The organism is Armatimonas sp. (assembly GCF_964826245.1).
In genome coordinates this window covers 1-14,183 of sequence record NZ_CBAYMC010000107.1, presented here as the reverse complement: position 1 = coordinate 14,183, position 14,183 = coordinate 1, and the positions used below count along the sequence as shown (strand labels likewise).

Sequence of the window (14,183 nt, the reverse complement as noted above, 5' to 3'; positions counted from 1 at the left end):
ACCAGATCGTTGGGATCGTCGCGCAGGAGGTTGGTTTTCTGCGGCGCGAAGTCCGTGCCGGAGAAGCGCAGCCGGACGCGCCTCCGAAACGCCAGATCCATCGTCAGCGGCTCCAGCGGTTTTCCCTCAGCCTCGGTAAGCAAGCTGATGTGTGTTGTCACACTCACCACGGTTTTCCCGCCACCGACAATCACCCGCAGCCCCGAGAGCATCGGATCGTGCGCGAGCGCCGGGAGTGCCATAAGGAGGGCAAGACAGAGGGTGAGGAAGCGGCGCATTAGTTGGGAGGAAGCTCCGTTTTGCCCAGGAGCTTGAGACCATCGGCGCTGTACTGATAGAGCGTGTTACCGCGCTGGATAAAGAGAAACTGCCCTCGTCCTGCCATACTTGCGCCACCTGGCTGCCCGCCGCCGACTCCTCCGGGAGGCCCCCCGGGGCCACGTCGCTGGAAGCTGGCATCGGGCTTGCCACGGAACTTGCGGGGGATGAAGGGATAGGAATCCGTGAGGACATAGTAATATGTGCCCTTGGGAAACTCGGGAGTCACGCCGTAGCGCCCGTTCCAGGGGTCGAGATCGCCGCTGCCTTTGGTAAACTCAAAGTCACTCTCAAACGAGCCGTCGTAGGCTCCGCCGGGGCCATCGCCACTCTCACGGTTGCCGCTCTTGAGCTTGTAGCTGGCCTTGAGCTTCTTCAGCGGCGATTTGGCGCTGGCTGCGCTGCTGTAGCCGTAGTTTCCGTAGATCGGGTAGCCATCGGCGGCCCAGCCTACTAGCGCCATCTTATGTTGCCAGTCCAGCTTCTTGAGTAGGCCCATCGGCATTCCGTGGTAGTGGTACGCCCCATTGGGCTGCACATGCGCGAGGTTGTCGTCCACGCCCAGACCGCCGCGTGCGCCCATAAAGCCCGTCATTGCCTCGTAGCGCCACTGGCGGTTGCCGTTCCAGAACTCCGCCGTTGTCGGGTCAAACGTGACACCATTGACCGCGATCCCAAAGTTCTGCCCCGTGTCCGTCCCACCGTTCTCATCGGGCTCTGGCTTGACCGGCACACGGAACGCGTAGTTCTGCGGCGAGATGGAGTTGGGATTCCCCCGGTTGGGAAACTGCCCCGTCACATGGTCGGGAATCCCATTGGCCGTGATATAGCGAAAGCCCTCGCGAACCTCGATCTTAACCTCGTTCTTAAAGCCCCCTGCTGTCTGACTCTGTGCTCGAAGCGCGATCGTGGCAGTCAGTGTCGTTGCCAGCCCCGTGATAAGAAAAAGCGTGTTGCGTTTCATCGTGCTCTGATTTTAAGCTGATCCAATGAAGAAGTCATGAAGCAGATAAGCTGAGGGGGCAATCTATTCAAACCGCGGAAAGAAGAACCCAGCGAAGACTTTTGCGAGAGGTTTTGTCGAAATTTGTCGGGCGTTGAGAATCGTGTAGTCACCATTCGGGGTGACTTTTTCCTCGATCATAAAGACATCCGTGATTGGGTTTTTATCGCTGTCATGAATGATGTTTCGTCGCACCAGAAAGCCGCCCGAGACTGCCTGAGTAGTTGTCCCAAAGTAGCCCGAAGACGCACGTGTTCCCACTGGCTGAACCTCGGCCCAAGCTCGCTCTTTTGGGAAGTCTTGCATGAAGTACCAGGTTGTCTCTGAGGTTCTGAGTCGGACAAAATCAAGCGCGGCTTCCGGTGAAGAAACCTCAACTTTGTCTTTGAACTGAGAAAGCGTGGTGATTTTTGTACGCTGCTTACCCTCTTCAAGATAAAGTTTTACAAATGCCTCAAGAGGATAACCAATTAGACCATTGTGAGGAATATCAATAATGAGTTTTCCCTTGACACGAAACAATGTCTTGATTGGTTTTCCTATATCTGGATAGTGCATCGTGTTAGTCGCAGTTGGGGCGGACGATTGCCTTGACATCCACGCGGAAAGTCGGATCGGGGACGGTGAAGCGAAGCGCGGTTCCGGTAAGGCCTTTGGGATCAAAGCGCAGGATCAGACGGACGGGTTTGCTCGCGGACTCCGTCTCAAAAAGCAGTGTTTGGGTGTTGCCTGCTCCCTGTGCCAGCCCAGAATCGCGTAGCTCGGGGGCATCGGAGCGGGCAGGGATCGAGTTGCCGTCCTCTAGTACCAGAGTCACGCCTTGCCAGCCGGTTCCCGCGGGCGCAACACCGCCAAACTTGCTGCCATTGCGAATCTCAACTTTTACTTTCCAGCCCATTCCCTCGGTGGTGGGATCGGCTTTCTCGACGCTCATCACTTGAAAGCGCCAGATGCCATTGAAGAGCCACTCGCCGCCTTTGCCCTCAACGGCATTTTGTTGGTTCGCTCCACCCGCACCTATGGTTGTGGAAGCCGTAGGTAGTGTCAGCTCGACGCCGCCACGGGTGTACCGCACGCCCACTCCTGCGGCTTTGAGTGCGTCTGCCGAGACATACGTCGTCCCTTTGACCACGACAGCGCCTGCTGGTATGGATTTTCCATTGATCCGCAGGCTTAGTGCCTGCTGGGCCGCGGCCATCGAGGCCACGGCCAGAGTGACGATTCCCAGTCCGTAGATACGTTTCATCTTCGGGTTCTCCCAAAGAGATTCTACCCTGAATTAGCGCAAGGGGAACCCGGAGACATCCAGATCGGGTTTGGTTGTCCAGCGGGCTTTCCAGCCGGGTTTTTCGATCTTGGTGCGGAAGAGAACGGTATTGTCTTTGTCTAGGTCGCTGGTCCAGATAAACTTTGCGCCCTCGAAGTTGTAGTCGTAGTAGGGCTTTTTGGGGTTGACGCGCTGAGGGGTGAACTCGGTGGCGCTGTCCCACTTGGAGTCATCGAAGCTGGGGAGATACCAGCTGGTCGGGATCGGCTCGTACTTGACAGGCGGGGCGCTGAAAATACGCTTGGCCTTCCACTTGGCATCGCTGATGGTGCCATCGCTGAACTTCAGCACAAAGCCACCATCACCGATATGGTCGCCGTACTCAAAGCCGGTTTTCGGGTCGGCGTTGTCCTTGGCGATAATGGCGATTGTCATCGGGTACTCGGGGAGAATATTGACATTGACGACATTGTGCGGCAGGAAGTCAATCGGATCCACGGCGACTAATTTCCCGTTGATGTACATCGCAAACCAGTTGTCGGCGTAGATATTGGCCTGGATCACATCACCCATCTCAGGCTTGATGATCCCTGCTTGGCCGCCACGCGGTGGCTGTGCTATCGCCAGAGCGAGGCTTCCTGCGCCGACCAGAGCACCCAGAAAAAACGGGAGCTGCTTCTTAAATTTCATCATTCGGACCTTTGTCTTTCGTAGGCGACATTGAGCACCGACGCGCTCAGAATCTTGCCCTCCATGGCTTTCAAGAGCGCATCACGAGTCACGCCCGACGAGGCATCGAGCTTGACTTGATCGGAGAGGGCGTAGAGCGTCAGGATGTACCATTTCTTGCCCGGCCCTTGTGAGCAGGGCGGCGCGTACTGACTGCGGCGGTTGACTGTATTGACCCCCCGCGCTCCAATCGCCCGATCGTTCTGTGGAATCGCCTTGATGTCCGGGGAGATATTGTAGGCGAGCCAGTAGACATGAGGCGCTTCCGTCTCACCAGGCGGGTAGTGGTGCATCACCAGCGCGAACGACTTGGTTCCCGCTGGTGCGTTCTTCCACGCCACGGGCGGCGAGGCGCTCTCACCGTCGCAGGTGAAGGCTTTGGGAAGAAGCCCGCCGTTCTCCACTACCGAGCTAATGAGCTGAAAATCCGTGGGCTTGGCAGGCGTGATGGTCGGTCCGGGACGCTCTTGTGGACGACCACGGCCCTGATTTTGTTGCCTACCCTGTCCGCCGCCTTGGCCGCGCTGTGGGTAGTTGAGCGTGATCGCCCTGCCTTCCGGGTTGACATAGTCAAACGTGTAGCTGCCGTTGTCTTCCACTTTGTAGTTCACAAGGCATGTCTGGCCCTGGATCACATAGGTCAGCGAGTAGCTACCCGGTGTGGGGCGCGAGAACGCTGTGATCTTGGCACCGGGCAGAGGCGGCGTGTCCGGGCGCGGGCTCTGAGCACGCGGCTGTGGGTCCACCTGCCCTCCAATCTCCTGTACCTCACCGTGGAAACCGCCGTTGAGATAGGGATAGGTCTTTGTCCCGTGGTAGTGGTAGCCGATAGCCGATGTGGTGTGCCCGTTGAACGCATCCAGCCCGGTGACGGGCTTGCCATCAGGCTCGCTCTGCCCGTAGATCGCGTAGCCGTCCAGGGCGTAGGCAATGGGCTTGCCCTTCCCGACAAGCTTTTCGAGATAGAGCGGTGCGATATGGTAGTGGTAGTCGTCGGCGCGGCCACAGTGCCCACCAAACTCATCCAGCTCTCCGATCTTAAATGAGTCCACCCCCCGGTTATTGAGCGCATTGAAGATCGGGACACCATCGGCGGCAAGGGCCATTGCGCCCCGGAAAAAGTGGGTCTTGCCTGAGAGCGGATTGGCGGCAGGGACGGGCCTCAGCGGAAACTGCCAGGCGTTGCTACCCACATAGCGCTGAGGAATTGGCACCTGCTGCTGCCACGCCGTGATCCCGACCATCAGCGGGTGATCCGGCATCCCATCCGACTCGACATAGAAGTTCTTCGCATCCGCGCGAGTCTTCACTTTCGGCGCAAAAGGCTTAAAGCTCGCCGCAATCGCCTCCACGGTTGAGGACGATGTTACGGTCTGACGGTGTGCCGCAATGGCAATCACCGGCACCGCCGCCAGCCCGAGTGCCGAGAACAACCAGAGTCTTGGTTTCATAGTCGCTATTATCCTGGAAAGAAATGAAGCATGCATGAAGACGTAGAATGTCTACTTCTTGGTGAACTCGTGGCTAAAGGCCTTAGATGCCTCGCCGTTTTCGGTTCGCACAAACGTAAAGCTTGCTTTTTGTGGTGTCACACTGAGCTTGATAATCCCGGAGCCATCGAGCATCTTGCCTTGTTTGTAGCCGTACTCCTCGGCGCTACGGCTGCCACCACCGCGCCCGTGACTGGGCTGGGGGACACACTGGTAGATGATGCCATCCACTTCCTGGTGTGCGAAGAGATGATCGTGGCCGTGGAAGACCGCACTGACCTTGTTTTTCAGTAGGAGCTGATGGATGGGCGCGTCCCAGCCAGGACGTTTTTCTTTGAAGGCATCGGTGCCATCGGCGCTCTTGCCGCCCCACTCCCAGAGCGGCGCCGCCTCTGCGCCCCCGCGTCCGTCGCGGCCCAGCCCCCCGACGAGATTATGGATAAAGACAAACTTCCACTTTGCCTTGCTGGTTTCCAGGGTCTTCTTGAGCCAGTCATACTGCTCTTTGCCAAGCGTCACGTACCAGTTGTCAGTGATCTCGTTGGCACCTCCGTTGCCGTTCTGGCCGCCGCGACGAGGACGATTGGTGGTGTGCCCGTAGGGATCGAGGCCGATGAGAAGCGCATCGCCGGACTCGTAGGCCCAGTGGTTCTCGGGGGCGCTAGGGAAGTAGCGCAGCCGCTCCTGCTGCGACCAAGAGGCCATCTCCCGATCCGCGCCACGTTCACCGTCGTGGTTGCCCGGCACCATCAAGACAGGAACGTGGGCCTGGTCGAAGTAGTAGCGCTGGGCAATATACTGCGCGTGGGCGTCTTTGAAGTTGGGGTACTTGTCGGTCATGAACGTGTCGCCCAGGTCCACCATGAAGTCTGTGTCGCGCATCGCGGCCAGCGAGCGCAGATAGACCGCCTGTACGCTTCCGCCATCGAGGTGGGAGTCGGCCTGTATCGAGAAAGCCATGGGGCTCCCGGCGGGGCGTGTGGTCACAAAGCTCCGCTCGGGCGAGGCAGATTTCTCAAACTTCACCTGCCAGTAGACCCGTGCCCCCGGCGCAAGCCCCTTCAGCTCCAGCACAACCGGCTCGCCCTTGGGGAACTTGGTGCGCGGCAGGCTCTTGGTCAGCTTTCCGGGCGCACTGCCGTAGACCAAGCTTCCCTCGGAGTCGGTGTAGCACAGCACGCTTACCGTTGCGCTTGTCTTGGTGACCCGCCCGACTACCATATCGTAGTCATGCACCGGAACCTCCGTCCGATAGACCACCGGCGGCCCGCCCTGCCGCCGTCCCTGAATTCCCCCCCCTCCCCCCCGCTCGGCGGGGGGGAAGGGGGAGGATAAAACGAGCAGAAGAGCAAGTACGAGCTTCATAGTCCTCCTCCTCCCTGACCTTTCTTGCGACCGCCTTGGCCACCCCCGCCGCCCTTACCGCCACGCTTGATATTGGTCTCGGTGGGCTTGCTGGGATCGTAGTCAGGGTTGATGGTTGCAAACTGGGCATTGATCTCTTTGAGATAGTCCGTCAGGCGCTTCTCCAGATCGGCACGCTTCTCGGGTTGAGCCGGCGCGACATCGGTGCGCTCCGACGGGTCTTTGGCAATGTCGTAGAGCTGGACGCTGCCCGTCTCGTAGAACTTGATCAGCTTCCAGTTGCCCAGAACGATCGCCGATGCCGGGCCGCCGTTGTCAAAATCATAGTGGGGGAAGTGGAAGAAAAGCCCCTCACGGGAGCGCTTGACCACGCCCGTGCCGCCGGACTTGAGAATCGGCAGGAGGCTCCCGCCCTCGATCCCTGTCGGCAGGCTCTTGAGCCCGGCGAGGCTGGCGATGGTGGGGAAGAGATCGACGCCTGTGGCGGGGACATTGGAGGTGGTATTTGCCGCGATCCCAGGGCCTTTGACGAGAAGTGGGACACGAATCCCGCCCTCAAGGACGTGGCCTTTGCCGCCGCGCAGGGGGAAGTTGCGTCCCGGCGTCCCGTGGTCCGTGGTGTAGAGAATATAGGTATTGCTCTCGGCGTTTTGTGCCTTGAGCGCCTGCATCAGCTCCCCAAGCACCTTGTCCATGTCCTCCTGCGCCTTGTCTTCTTTGCTGGCGTACTGGTCGAGCTGGAGGTAGAAGGGCTTGCCCGCCTTGAGCTGCTCGGTGATAAATGTCACGCTCTTCTGGCCCGTGAGCGGGGTCTGCTCGGTGCTGGGATCGGCGCTATTGTCGGGGCCGCCGTTGTTATTGGGGCCATCATTGACCGGGAACCCGTGGCGGCTGGGGTTGGCACGCCCGACATGCCACTTCCCAAAGTGCGCCGTGGCATAGCCCTCGCTCTGGAGCAGCTCAGCAATCGTGGTCTCGCGCTCCGCAAGCTCGGTGCTGGTCTGTGGGGCGCGCAGTTTAGTATTGCCCACTTCGCCTTGCCTGCCCTCATTGACAAAGGTCATGTGGAGCTGTGCCGGGCTCTTTCCCGTGAGCAGCGCCGCCCGCGAGGGCGTGCAGCGTGGTGAGGCGGCGTAGAACTGCGAGAAACGCATCCCGCCTTGGGCAAGCGCCTCGAAGTGGGGCATCCGGACACCATTGTTCTTTGCACTCGGGCTTTTCGGGTCTTGCGCAAAGGGCAGGCTACTCCAGCCATGGCCCTCGCCCTCAATCACGATAAAGTTAGGTCGCTTCGCTGCACTTTGTGAGTGCGCCTGTGCATTCTTTACAGGAGTGTTTCCTAGCAAAAGGCACCCACCCAGCAGTGTAAAAGAGAGAACTTTTTTCATACTCCTCAGAATTGCCGAAAAAAATGAATTCCGCATGAATCCCAAAGCAAAACGAGGCATGAAGTCGCACTTCATGCCTCGTTTTTAGGGGGGATAGGCTAGCCGCCGCCTTTGCCACCCTTGCCCGCCTTACCGCCGCCACCTGCACCGCCCGCGGGAGGGCCACCAGGACCACCTTGGCCACGGCCACCACCTTGACCACCGCGCTGGCTGCTGCGAATCTCTTCCAGCTTCTTTTTCTGCTCTGGGGTCAGAACCGAATTAATCTGATCAGTGTGCTTGGTGCGTAGTGCCGTCATTTCCTCACGCTGCTTGTCGGTGATGCCCTGAAGTTTTGTCTTCTGTGCCTCGGTTAGCCCCAGCTGCTCCAGAGTCTCCATCGTCATCCCACCGCCACGCTGGCCACCACCACGCTGACCGCCGCCGGGGCCGCCTTGACCACGACCACCGCCTTGACCACCGCCTTGGCCACGTCCACCACCACCTGCGGGAGGCTGAGCCGAGGCAAGCACGCCAAGAGCTAGCACCGCAACGAGAGAAACCATCATCGATCGAGTTGTTTTCATGGAAATATCCACTCCTTCAACGCCGTTATATTCCTAAAAAATGAAAAATGAATGACGGCAACATCTCAAATCTTATTCATGCCAGATTCATCTTTTTCGCGGCACAATGGAGGCTACGATGCGTGTGCTGGTTGTAGAGGATGACGACGTGATTGCGGGCCTGCTTCAGCAAGGACTCGAAGACGTAGGGTACTCGGTTGTGGTGGCCTACGATGGCCGTGAGGGTTTGCGTGAGGCGAGCGAGGGTGTGTTTCACCTGATCTTACTCGACATCATGCTGCCGGGGCTAGATGGCATGGCGGTCTGTAAAGCCCTGCGGGATCGGCGCAACCGCACGCCGATTCTGATGCTCACGGCGCGCGATGGCATAGACGATAAAGTGCGTGGCCTCGATAGCGGAGCCGATGACTATCTGGCCAAGCCCTTTGATTTTAAAGAGCTACTCGCGCGGGTGCGCGCTCTCACCCGGCGGGAGCGGGCACAGAAGAGCAATCTGGTTCGGGTCGCGGACCTTGAGATTGATACCCTGGAGCACGTGGTGCGGCGTGGTGGGCGCGAGCTAGGGCTTAGCCACCGAGAGTTCGAGCTTCTCCTGGCACTGGCATCGCACGAGCGGCAGGTCTTCACCCGTGCGATGATCCTAGAGCGGGTCTGGATGAGCGAGCCCACCAGCTCAAATGTGGTCGATGTTTTTATTAAGTCGCTACGCAAGAAAGTGGACGAAGGCCACGAGGTCAAGCTGATCCAGACGGTCTGGGGTGTAGGCTACACCCTGCGAGGCCCGGAGTGAGGCGCACGCTGATCCTCTGGAATACCGTGGCCTTGCTGGTGCTCTTTGGCACTCTCGGTGTGGTCGTGCGGCAGATCGTGAAAGCGGGCATGTACGGGGTGGTAGATCGTGAGCTGCAGCTCCGTGCCCAGCGCTTTATCGAGCGCCCTCCCCGATTTGAAGGCAGTAATCCCAACCGCCGTCCCCCAAAAGGCCAGGCAGACCCATTCAAGCCCCACCGCTACGATCTCAACGGACAGTCCATGATGCAGCCAGGCAGGCCGCTCTGGGACGAAGCTGCGTTTGCACGGGCTCGGGAAGGGGAGGCGCTCACCACGACCATCAAGAGCGATGGCGAGCCGCTTCGGGTGCTCTCGCTGCCGGTACGGGAGCAGGGGATCGTCATGGGAGTGGTGCAGGTTACCTACCCCGTGGCGGAAGTCGAGCGGGCGGGGCTCTTGCTGGATCGGGCACTGGTCGCCTTTATTCCGTTCGTCTTACTGGCGGCTTGGGGAGGGGCAATGCTCCTCACCAACCGCGTCTTGCAGCCCGTCAAGCAGCTCACCAAGGCGGCGGCACTGCTCAGCGCCCAGACCCTCTCTGAGCGCCTTCCAGTCAGTGGCGACGATGAATTTGCGACTCTGGCGACGACGTTTAATGGCATGCTGGAGCGGCTGGAGGTTGCCTTTGAGCAACAAAAACGCTTCACGGCAGATGCGAGCCACGAGCTAAAGACGCCCTTGACACGTCTCAAGGGCATGGCCAGCATGGCACTCGTCGGCCCCCCGACACCCGAGCGCTTGCTCGCGACCCTCCAGAACATTGACCGCGCCTCCGACACCATGACGACTCTGGTGCAAGACTTGCTGCTCCTGGCTCGCGGCGATGCCGGGCACCTCGGTGAGAGCCGAAGCGATGTCTCTGCGCAGAGCTTGCTGGAGCAGGCACGAGAGCGCGTGCTACGCCCCGGCACCGCGCCGATCACCCTCCGTGTCGAGGACGAAGCGCTGACCTACTGGGGCAATGAGTCCGAGCTACTGCGCCTGCTGACCAACCTGCTCGAAAACGCCCTGCGCCACACGCCACCTGAGGGAAGTATCACGGTTTGTGCTCAGCCGAGTCGCATCACCGTGACCGATACGGGAAGTGGGATCGCGCCGGAGCACCTCCCCCGGCTCGGGGAGCGCTTCTACCGCGTGGATAGTGCCCGCGCCCGCCTCGATGGCGGAACTGGCCTGGGACTCGCTCTCTGCAAAAGCATTGTACAGGCGCACGGTGGGACCGTTTCATTTACCAGTGCGCCAGGCCAGGGAACCACCGTGACCGTGCAGCTCGCTGAGCTATGATATAATTCTAAGTTGCCTCCGCGCGATGCTATGCGCTGCGGGGGTTTTTTCATGTCAGGTTTTATCACTATGCTCAGAAATATCGCTATTATTGCCCACGTTGACCACGGAAAGACGACCCTCCTTGACGGAATGCTCAAGCAGGGTGGTGTCTTCCGCGAGAACCAGGAAGTCGCCGAGCGGGTGATGGACCGCATGGACCAGGAGCGTGAGCGCGGCATCACGATTATCTCCAAGCACACGGCCCTCACCTACAAAGGCCACAAGATCAATGTCGTAGATACCCCCGGCCACGCGGACTTTGGCGGGGAAGTCGAGCGCGTGCTCTTGGTGGTGGATGGTGTCTTGTTGCTCGTGGATGCTGTGGATGGCCCGATGCCACAGACACGCTTTGTGCTGGAAAAGGCCCTCTCCGCCGGCCTGAAGGCAATTGTGGTGATCAATAAGATGGATCGCCAGGAAGCACGCCCCGACTGGGTGGTCAACGAGACCTTCGACCTCTTTGCGGAGCTGGGGGCCTCCGATGACCAGCTTGACTTCCCGATTGTCTATGCCACCGCGCTGGACGGTCGCTCGTCGCTGAACGAAGACTACGCGGATGCGGTAGATCTCCAGCCACTCTTCGACACGATTCTCTCCGCGGTTCCTGAGCCTAAAGTAATCGCGGATAGAGATGCCCCGACACAGGCGATGATCTCGACCATCGATGGCGACCCGTACTTAGGCCGCTTGGGAATCGGGAAGCTCTTTGCGGGGACGCTGCGCCCCAACCAGCAGGTGACGGTCTTCCGCCGCGATGGCTCCCGCTACAACTCCCGGCTCCAGAGTGTCTTTGTCTACGAGGGCATGAAGCGCATCCCGGTAGAAGAAGCCTACGCCGGAGATATTATCGCCGTGACAGGCCTCCCCGAGGTCACCATTGGAGAGACCATTGCCACAGGCGACGATCCCCAGCAGATCCCGCCGCCTACCGTGGACGATCCGACCCTTCAGATGACCTTCGCCGTGAATACGTCGCCGCTAGCAGGCCGCGAAGGGCAGTTCTCCACCAGCCGCAAGCTGCGTGAGCGCCTCTTTAAAGAGCTAGAGACCAACGTGAGCCTCAAGGTCGAAGAGAGCGAGACACCCGATAGCTTTATCGTCTACGGGCGCGGCGAGCTTCACCTCTCGGTACTCATTGAGACCATGCGGCGTGAGGGCTATGAGCTTCAGGTCTCGATGCCCGAGGTGATCACCCGAACCGGCGAGAACGGGGAGAAGCTGGAGCCTTTTGAGCGCGTGTTTATCTCGCTCCAAGAGGAGTACTCGGGGAGCATTGTGCAGGCACTCGGGGAGCGCCGTGGTGTGCTGATGAACATGCAGCAGTCTGATCGAGGCGACACACGCCTTGAGATCGTCATCCCGACCCGTGGCCTCCTAGGATTCCGCTCGCGCTTCTTGACCCTGACCCGTGGCACGGGAATCATGTCCGCTCTGCTGGAGGGCTACTTGCCTTGGGCTGGGCCGCTGCCCCATAGATCCCAGGGGAGCCTGATCGCCAATGAGAATGGGGTGACAACCAACTTCGGACTCGCCAACGCCGAGGAGCGTGGGGAGCTGTTCATTGGGCCTGGTATCGAGGTCTACGAAGGCATGATCGTGGGGCGCCACCAGCGTGAGGGCGATCTCGTGATGTCGGTGACCAAGACCAAGCAGCTCACCAACATGCGTGCCTCGACCAGTGATGTCTCCGTGCGCCTTACCCCGCCGTCTGAGATGGGGCTAGACCGCGCGATGGAGTACATCGGCCCGGATGAGCTGATGGAAGTGACCCCGAAGAACATCCGCATGCGCAAGCGCGAGCTGAACTTCAAGATGCGCAAGCGCTCCGAAAAGGGCGAGTAAACTCCCTCCTTTCCCCTTCCTCCCAATCCTGGGAGGAGGGGCTGGGGAGGAGGGATTCTACCCCCGGTACGCCGCAATCACCGCATCTTGCCGAGCGTTCACGTCCGCATCTACCGTCTGGCGCGCTGGGTCGGCTCTAAACCACTCCAGAGCTCTCTGCACACCCTCGGCCCAGAGCACCTCCGCTTTATAGCTCGGAACAAAGCGCTTGATCTTGCTATTATCCAGCACCACCGAGTTCACCTTGTCCCCGATCAGCGTCCCCTCCCAGTCCGGGTAGAGCGCCATGCAGAAGTCCGACGGCACGTGCACAAAGTCAGCCTTCACCCCGAGGGCATCGGCCACGGTCTGAAAGAGCTGGTTCCAGCAGAGGACTTCGTCGCTGGTGATATGAAACGCCTCGCCATAAACCTCGGAGCGGCCCAGCAGGCTCGAAAACCCCTTGGCGAAGTCCCCGTTCCAGGTGTTGGTCCACAGCGAAGTCCCGTCTCCGGGCACGATCACGGGCTTGCCGCTCAGCATCCGCTCCACGGCGGTCCACGGGTGCGCCCAGCTATTGAGAACCAGTGGCAGGTTCGCGTGGCCATAGGTCAGCGACGGCCTAACCACCGTGTACGCCTGCTTGCTCTGGCCCGCGAGAAGCGCCTCACAGGCAATCTTATCGCGTGAGTACTGCCAGTGCGGGTTCTCTAGCGGCGTCTCCTCCGTGATCAGATAGTGCTTAGGCGGCTTCTGGTAGCAGCTCGCCGAGGACACAAACACAAACTGCTCCGCCAAGCCCTCGACAAGTGCGAGGCGCGACTCCAAGTCTTCCGGGGTAAACGTGATAAAGTCCGCGACGGCATCAAAAGGCCCGTGCATCGCTAGAACCCCCTTTAGCTCCCCTTGATCGCCCGTCACATCTCCGGTGATCACCGTCACGCCTGGCGGTGGGAGGTATTTCTTCGAGGAGCCCCGGTTGAGCAGAAACACTTCCTGACCTTGCCGCACCGACTCTTCCACACAGGCCGACGAGATAATCCCGGTGCCCCCGATATACAAAACACGCATGCGTTTCTCCTGTCCGCCGGTTGAAAACCGGCGTCTGCAATGGCGTCCCGCCGCAAAGCCCGTGCCGGGCTACAACGAACTCTAGCCCGGCACGGGCTTTACAGCGCATCGCGCTACTCGATGCCCCGTTCACGGGGCATTATTCTATTTCGCCTCGGGAATTTTTGTGGTCTGCCAGGCGGCGAACTTCCACTCGCCCTTTTGCCGCGTCCAGACCTCGGTGAAGCGTGCCTTGAACGCAACGTCGTTCTCGCCCGCCTTCACCTTCACTTCTGCAACTCCCGTAATAACCACGGTGTTGGCGTAGGTCTGGTGTTTCTTCTCCGAAAGAGTTACGGCCAGATACTTGGTCGTGCCGGTCTTCATCGCCTCCAGCAGCGTCTCTTTGGTGTCCATCTTGCCGCTGGAGTGCGTGTAAGTTAGGTCTTTGGTGAAGATCGTCTCCAGTGCCGCCAGATCACCCTTTACCATCGCCTCGATGCGCTTGGTATCCGCCGCATTGGTTGCTTCAATCGCTTCTGCGCGGGTGGGGCTCTTCTGCTGAGCAAAAACGGGTGCGGAGACCACAAGGGCCGCACAGACAAAAAGTGAGCTTTTCATGCCGGGATTATAGCATAGAAAGCCAGCCTCTAAAATTTACTCCCCACGGGGGCAGATGAAGAAGTAGGGGCACGACGGGCACTCGTCGCGCTCGGTGGGGGTGGCGGGGAAGACCTTGAGGGCGATTCCACGGAGGGCTCTATCGTAGTCGTCTAGGTGCCGCTCGCGGATTCGGGGGCGGTCGGCAACGGGCAGGCGGCGGCCATCTTGCAGGAAGCGCACGAAGACCTGGTCGGGGCCGAAGGTCTCTTGGAGTAGGGAGAGGCGCAGATCTGGGTCGGCTTTATCGGCATCGGGTGCGGGGGGCTTGCGGAGGGTGCGGCGCTCCACCTGGCGCGTGCTCTCGCTGAAGTCATCGGGGCGGACGAGAATCGTGCCACTGTCGAGGGGCAGAGCCATCAGCGGGCG

15 protein-coding genes are annotated in these 14,183 nt (G+C 59.8%); 3 read left to right on the top strand and 12 right to left on the bottom strand.

All coding sequences use genetic code 11. The features are described from left to right. The 9 genes from AC1XOS_RS11745 to AC1XOS_RS11705 form a co-directional block, all read right to left on the bottom strand. Positions 1-278, bottom strand: a 278-nt coding sequence (locus tag AC1XOS_RS11745; protein ID WP_481962410.1) for a hypothetical protein, incomplete at its 3' end; no start/stop codon positions are given. Next, positions 278-1,282: a YHYH protein gene (locus AC1XOS_RS11740; protein WP_481962409.1), complete on the bottom strand. Its 1,005-nt coding sequence runs from the start codon at positions 1,280-1,282 to the stop codon at positions 278-280. The genes AC1XOS_RS11745 and AC1XOS_RS11740, both read right to left, overlap by 1 nt. A 63-nt stretch (positions 1,283-1,345) precedes the next feature. Then, the gene (locus AC1XOS_RS11735) at positions 1,346-1,879 is read right to left on the bottom strand and encodes a hypothetical protein (protein WP_481962408.1); all 534 of its coding nucleotides are present in this window, start codon (positions 1,877-1,879) and stop codon (positions 1,346-1,348) included. A gap of 4 nt (positions 1,880-1,883) precedes the next feature. Further along, entirely contained in the window at positions 1,884-2,567 is a 684-nt protein-coding gene (locus tag AC1XOS_RS11730) for a hypothetical protein (protein ID WP_481962407.1), read from the bottom strand. A gap of 33 nt (positions 2,568-2,600) precedes the next feature. Then, positions 2,601-3,281, bottom strand: a complete 681-nt coding sequence (locus AC1XOS_RS11725; protein ID WP_481962406.1) for a hypothetical protein — start codon at positions 3,279-3,281, stop codon at positions 2,601-2,603. Continuing rightward, on the bottom strand, positions 3,278-4,768 hold the full coding sequence (locus tag AC1XOS_RS11720) for a YHYH protein (protein ID WP_481962405.1): 1,491 nt from the start codon (positions 4,766-4,768) through the stop codon (positions 3,278-3,280). The genes AC1XOS_RS11725 and AC1XOS_RS11720 overlap by 4 nt, the downstream gene beginning before the upstream one ends. A gap of 51 nt (positions 4,769-4,819) precedes the next feature. Then, positions 4,820-6,172 (bottom strand): metallophosphoesterase family protein, encoded by a 1,353-nt coding sequence (locus tag AC1XOS_RS11715; protein ID WP_481962404.1) that lies wholly within the window; start codon positions 6,170-6,172, stop codon positions 4,820-4,822. Next, positions 6,169-7,560: a sulfatase-like hydrolase/transferase gene (locus tag AC1XOS_RS11710; protein ID WP_481962403.1), complete on the bottom strand. Its 1,392-nt coding sequence runs from the start codon at positions 7,558-7,560 to the stop codon at positions 6,169-6,171. Before AC1XOS_RS11710 ends, AC1XOS_RS11715 begins: the two co-directional genes overlap by 4 nt. A 98-nt stretch (positions 7,561-7,658) precedes the next feature. Continuing rightward, positions 7,659-8,126 carry a hypothetical protein gene (locus AC1XOS_RS11705; RefSeq protein ID WP_481962402.1) on the bottom strand — a complete coding sequence of 156 codons (468 nt, stop codon included), beginning with the start codon at positions 8,124-8,126 and terminating at the stop codon, positions 7,659-7,661. 118 nt (positions 8,127-8,244) lie between these two features. Here AC1XOS_RS11705 and AC1XOS_RS11700 point away from each other — a divergent pair, with 118 nt between their 5' ends. The 3 genes from AC1XOS_RS11700 to typA are packed head-to-tail and all read left to right on the top strand — an operon-like array spanning position 8,245 to position 12,125. Further along, on the top strand, positions 8,245-8,916 hold the full coding sequence (locus tag AC1XOS_RS11700; RefSeq protein ID WP_481962401.1) for a response regulator transcription factor: 672 nt from the start codon (positions 8,245-8,247) through the stop codon (positions 8,914-8,916). Further along, positions 8,913-10,241: a sensor histidine kinase gene (locus tag AC1XOS_RS11695; RefSeq protein ID WP_481962400.1), complete on the top strand. Its 1,329-nt coding sequence runs from the start codon at positions 8,913-8,915 to the stop codon at positions 10,239-10,241. The genes AC1XOS_RS11700 and AC1XOS_RS11695 overlap by 4 nt, the downstream gene beginning before the upstream one ends. 51 nt (positions 10,242-10,292) lie before the next feature. Then, on the top strand, positions 10,293-12,125 hold the full coding sequence (gene typA / locus AC1XOS_RS11690) for a translational GTPase TypA (RefSeq protein ID WP_481962399.1): 1,833 nt from the start codon (positions 10,293-10,295) through the stop codon (positions 12,123-12,125). Positions 12,126-12,182: 57 nt separating this feature from the next. On the opposite strand, the gene AC1XOS_RS11685 is transcribed toward typA, so the two are convergent. From AC1XOS_RS11685 to AC1XOS_RS11675, 3 genes are all read right to left on the bottom strand, one after another. Continuing rightward, positions 12,183-13,175: an NAD-dependent epimerase/dehydratase family protein gene (locus tag AC1XOS_RS11685; protein ID WP_481962398.1), complete on the bottom strand. Its 993-nt coding sequence runs from the start codon at positions 13,173-13,175 to the stop codon at positions 12,183-12,185. 144 nt (positions 13,176-13,319) lie between these two features. Then, entirely contained in the window at positions 13,320-13,775 is a 456-nt protein-coding gene (locus AC1XOS_RS11680) for a nuclear transport factor 2 family protein (RefSeq protein ID WP_481962397.1), read from the bottom strand. A 36-nt stretch (positions 13,776-13,811) separates the two neighbouring features. Beyond that, a partial coding sequence (locus tag AC1XOS_RS11675; protein ID WP_481962396.1) for a hypothetical protein occupies positions 13,812-14,183 on the bottom strand: 372 nt, incomplete at its 5' end.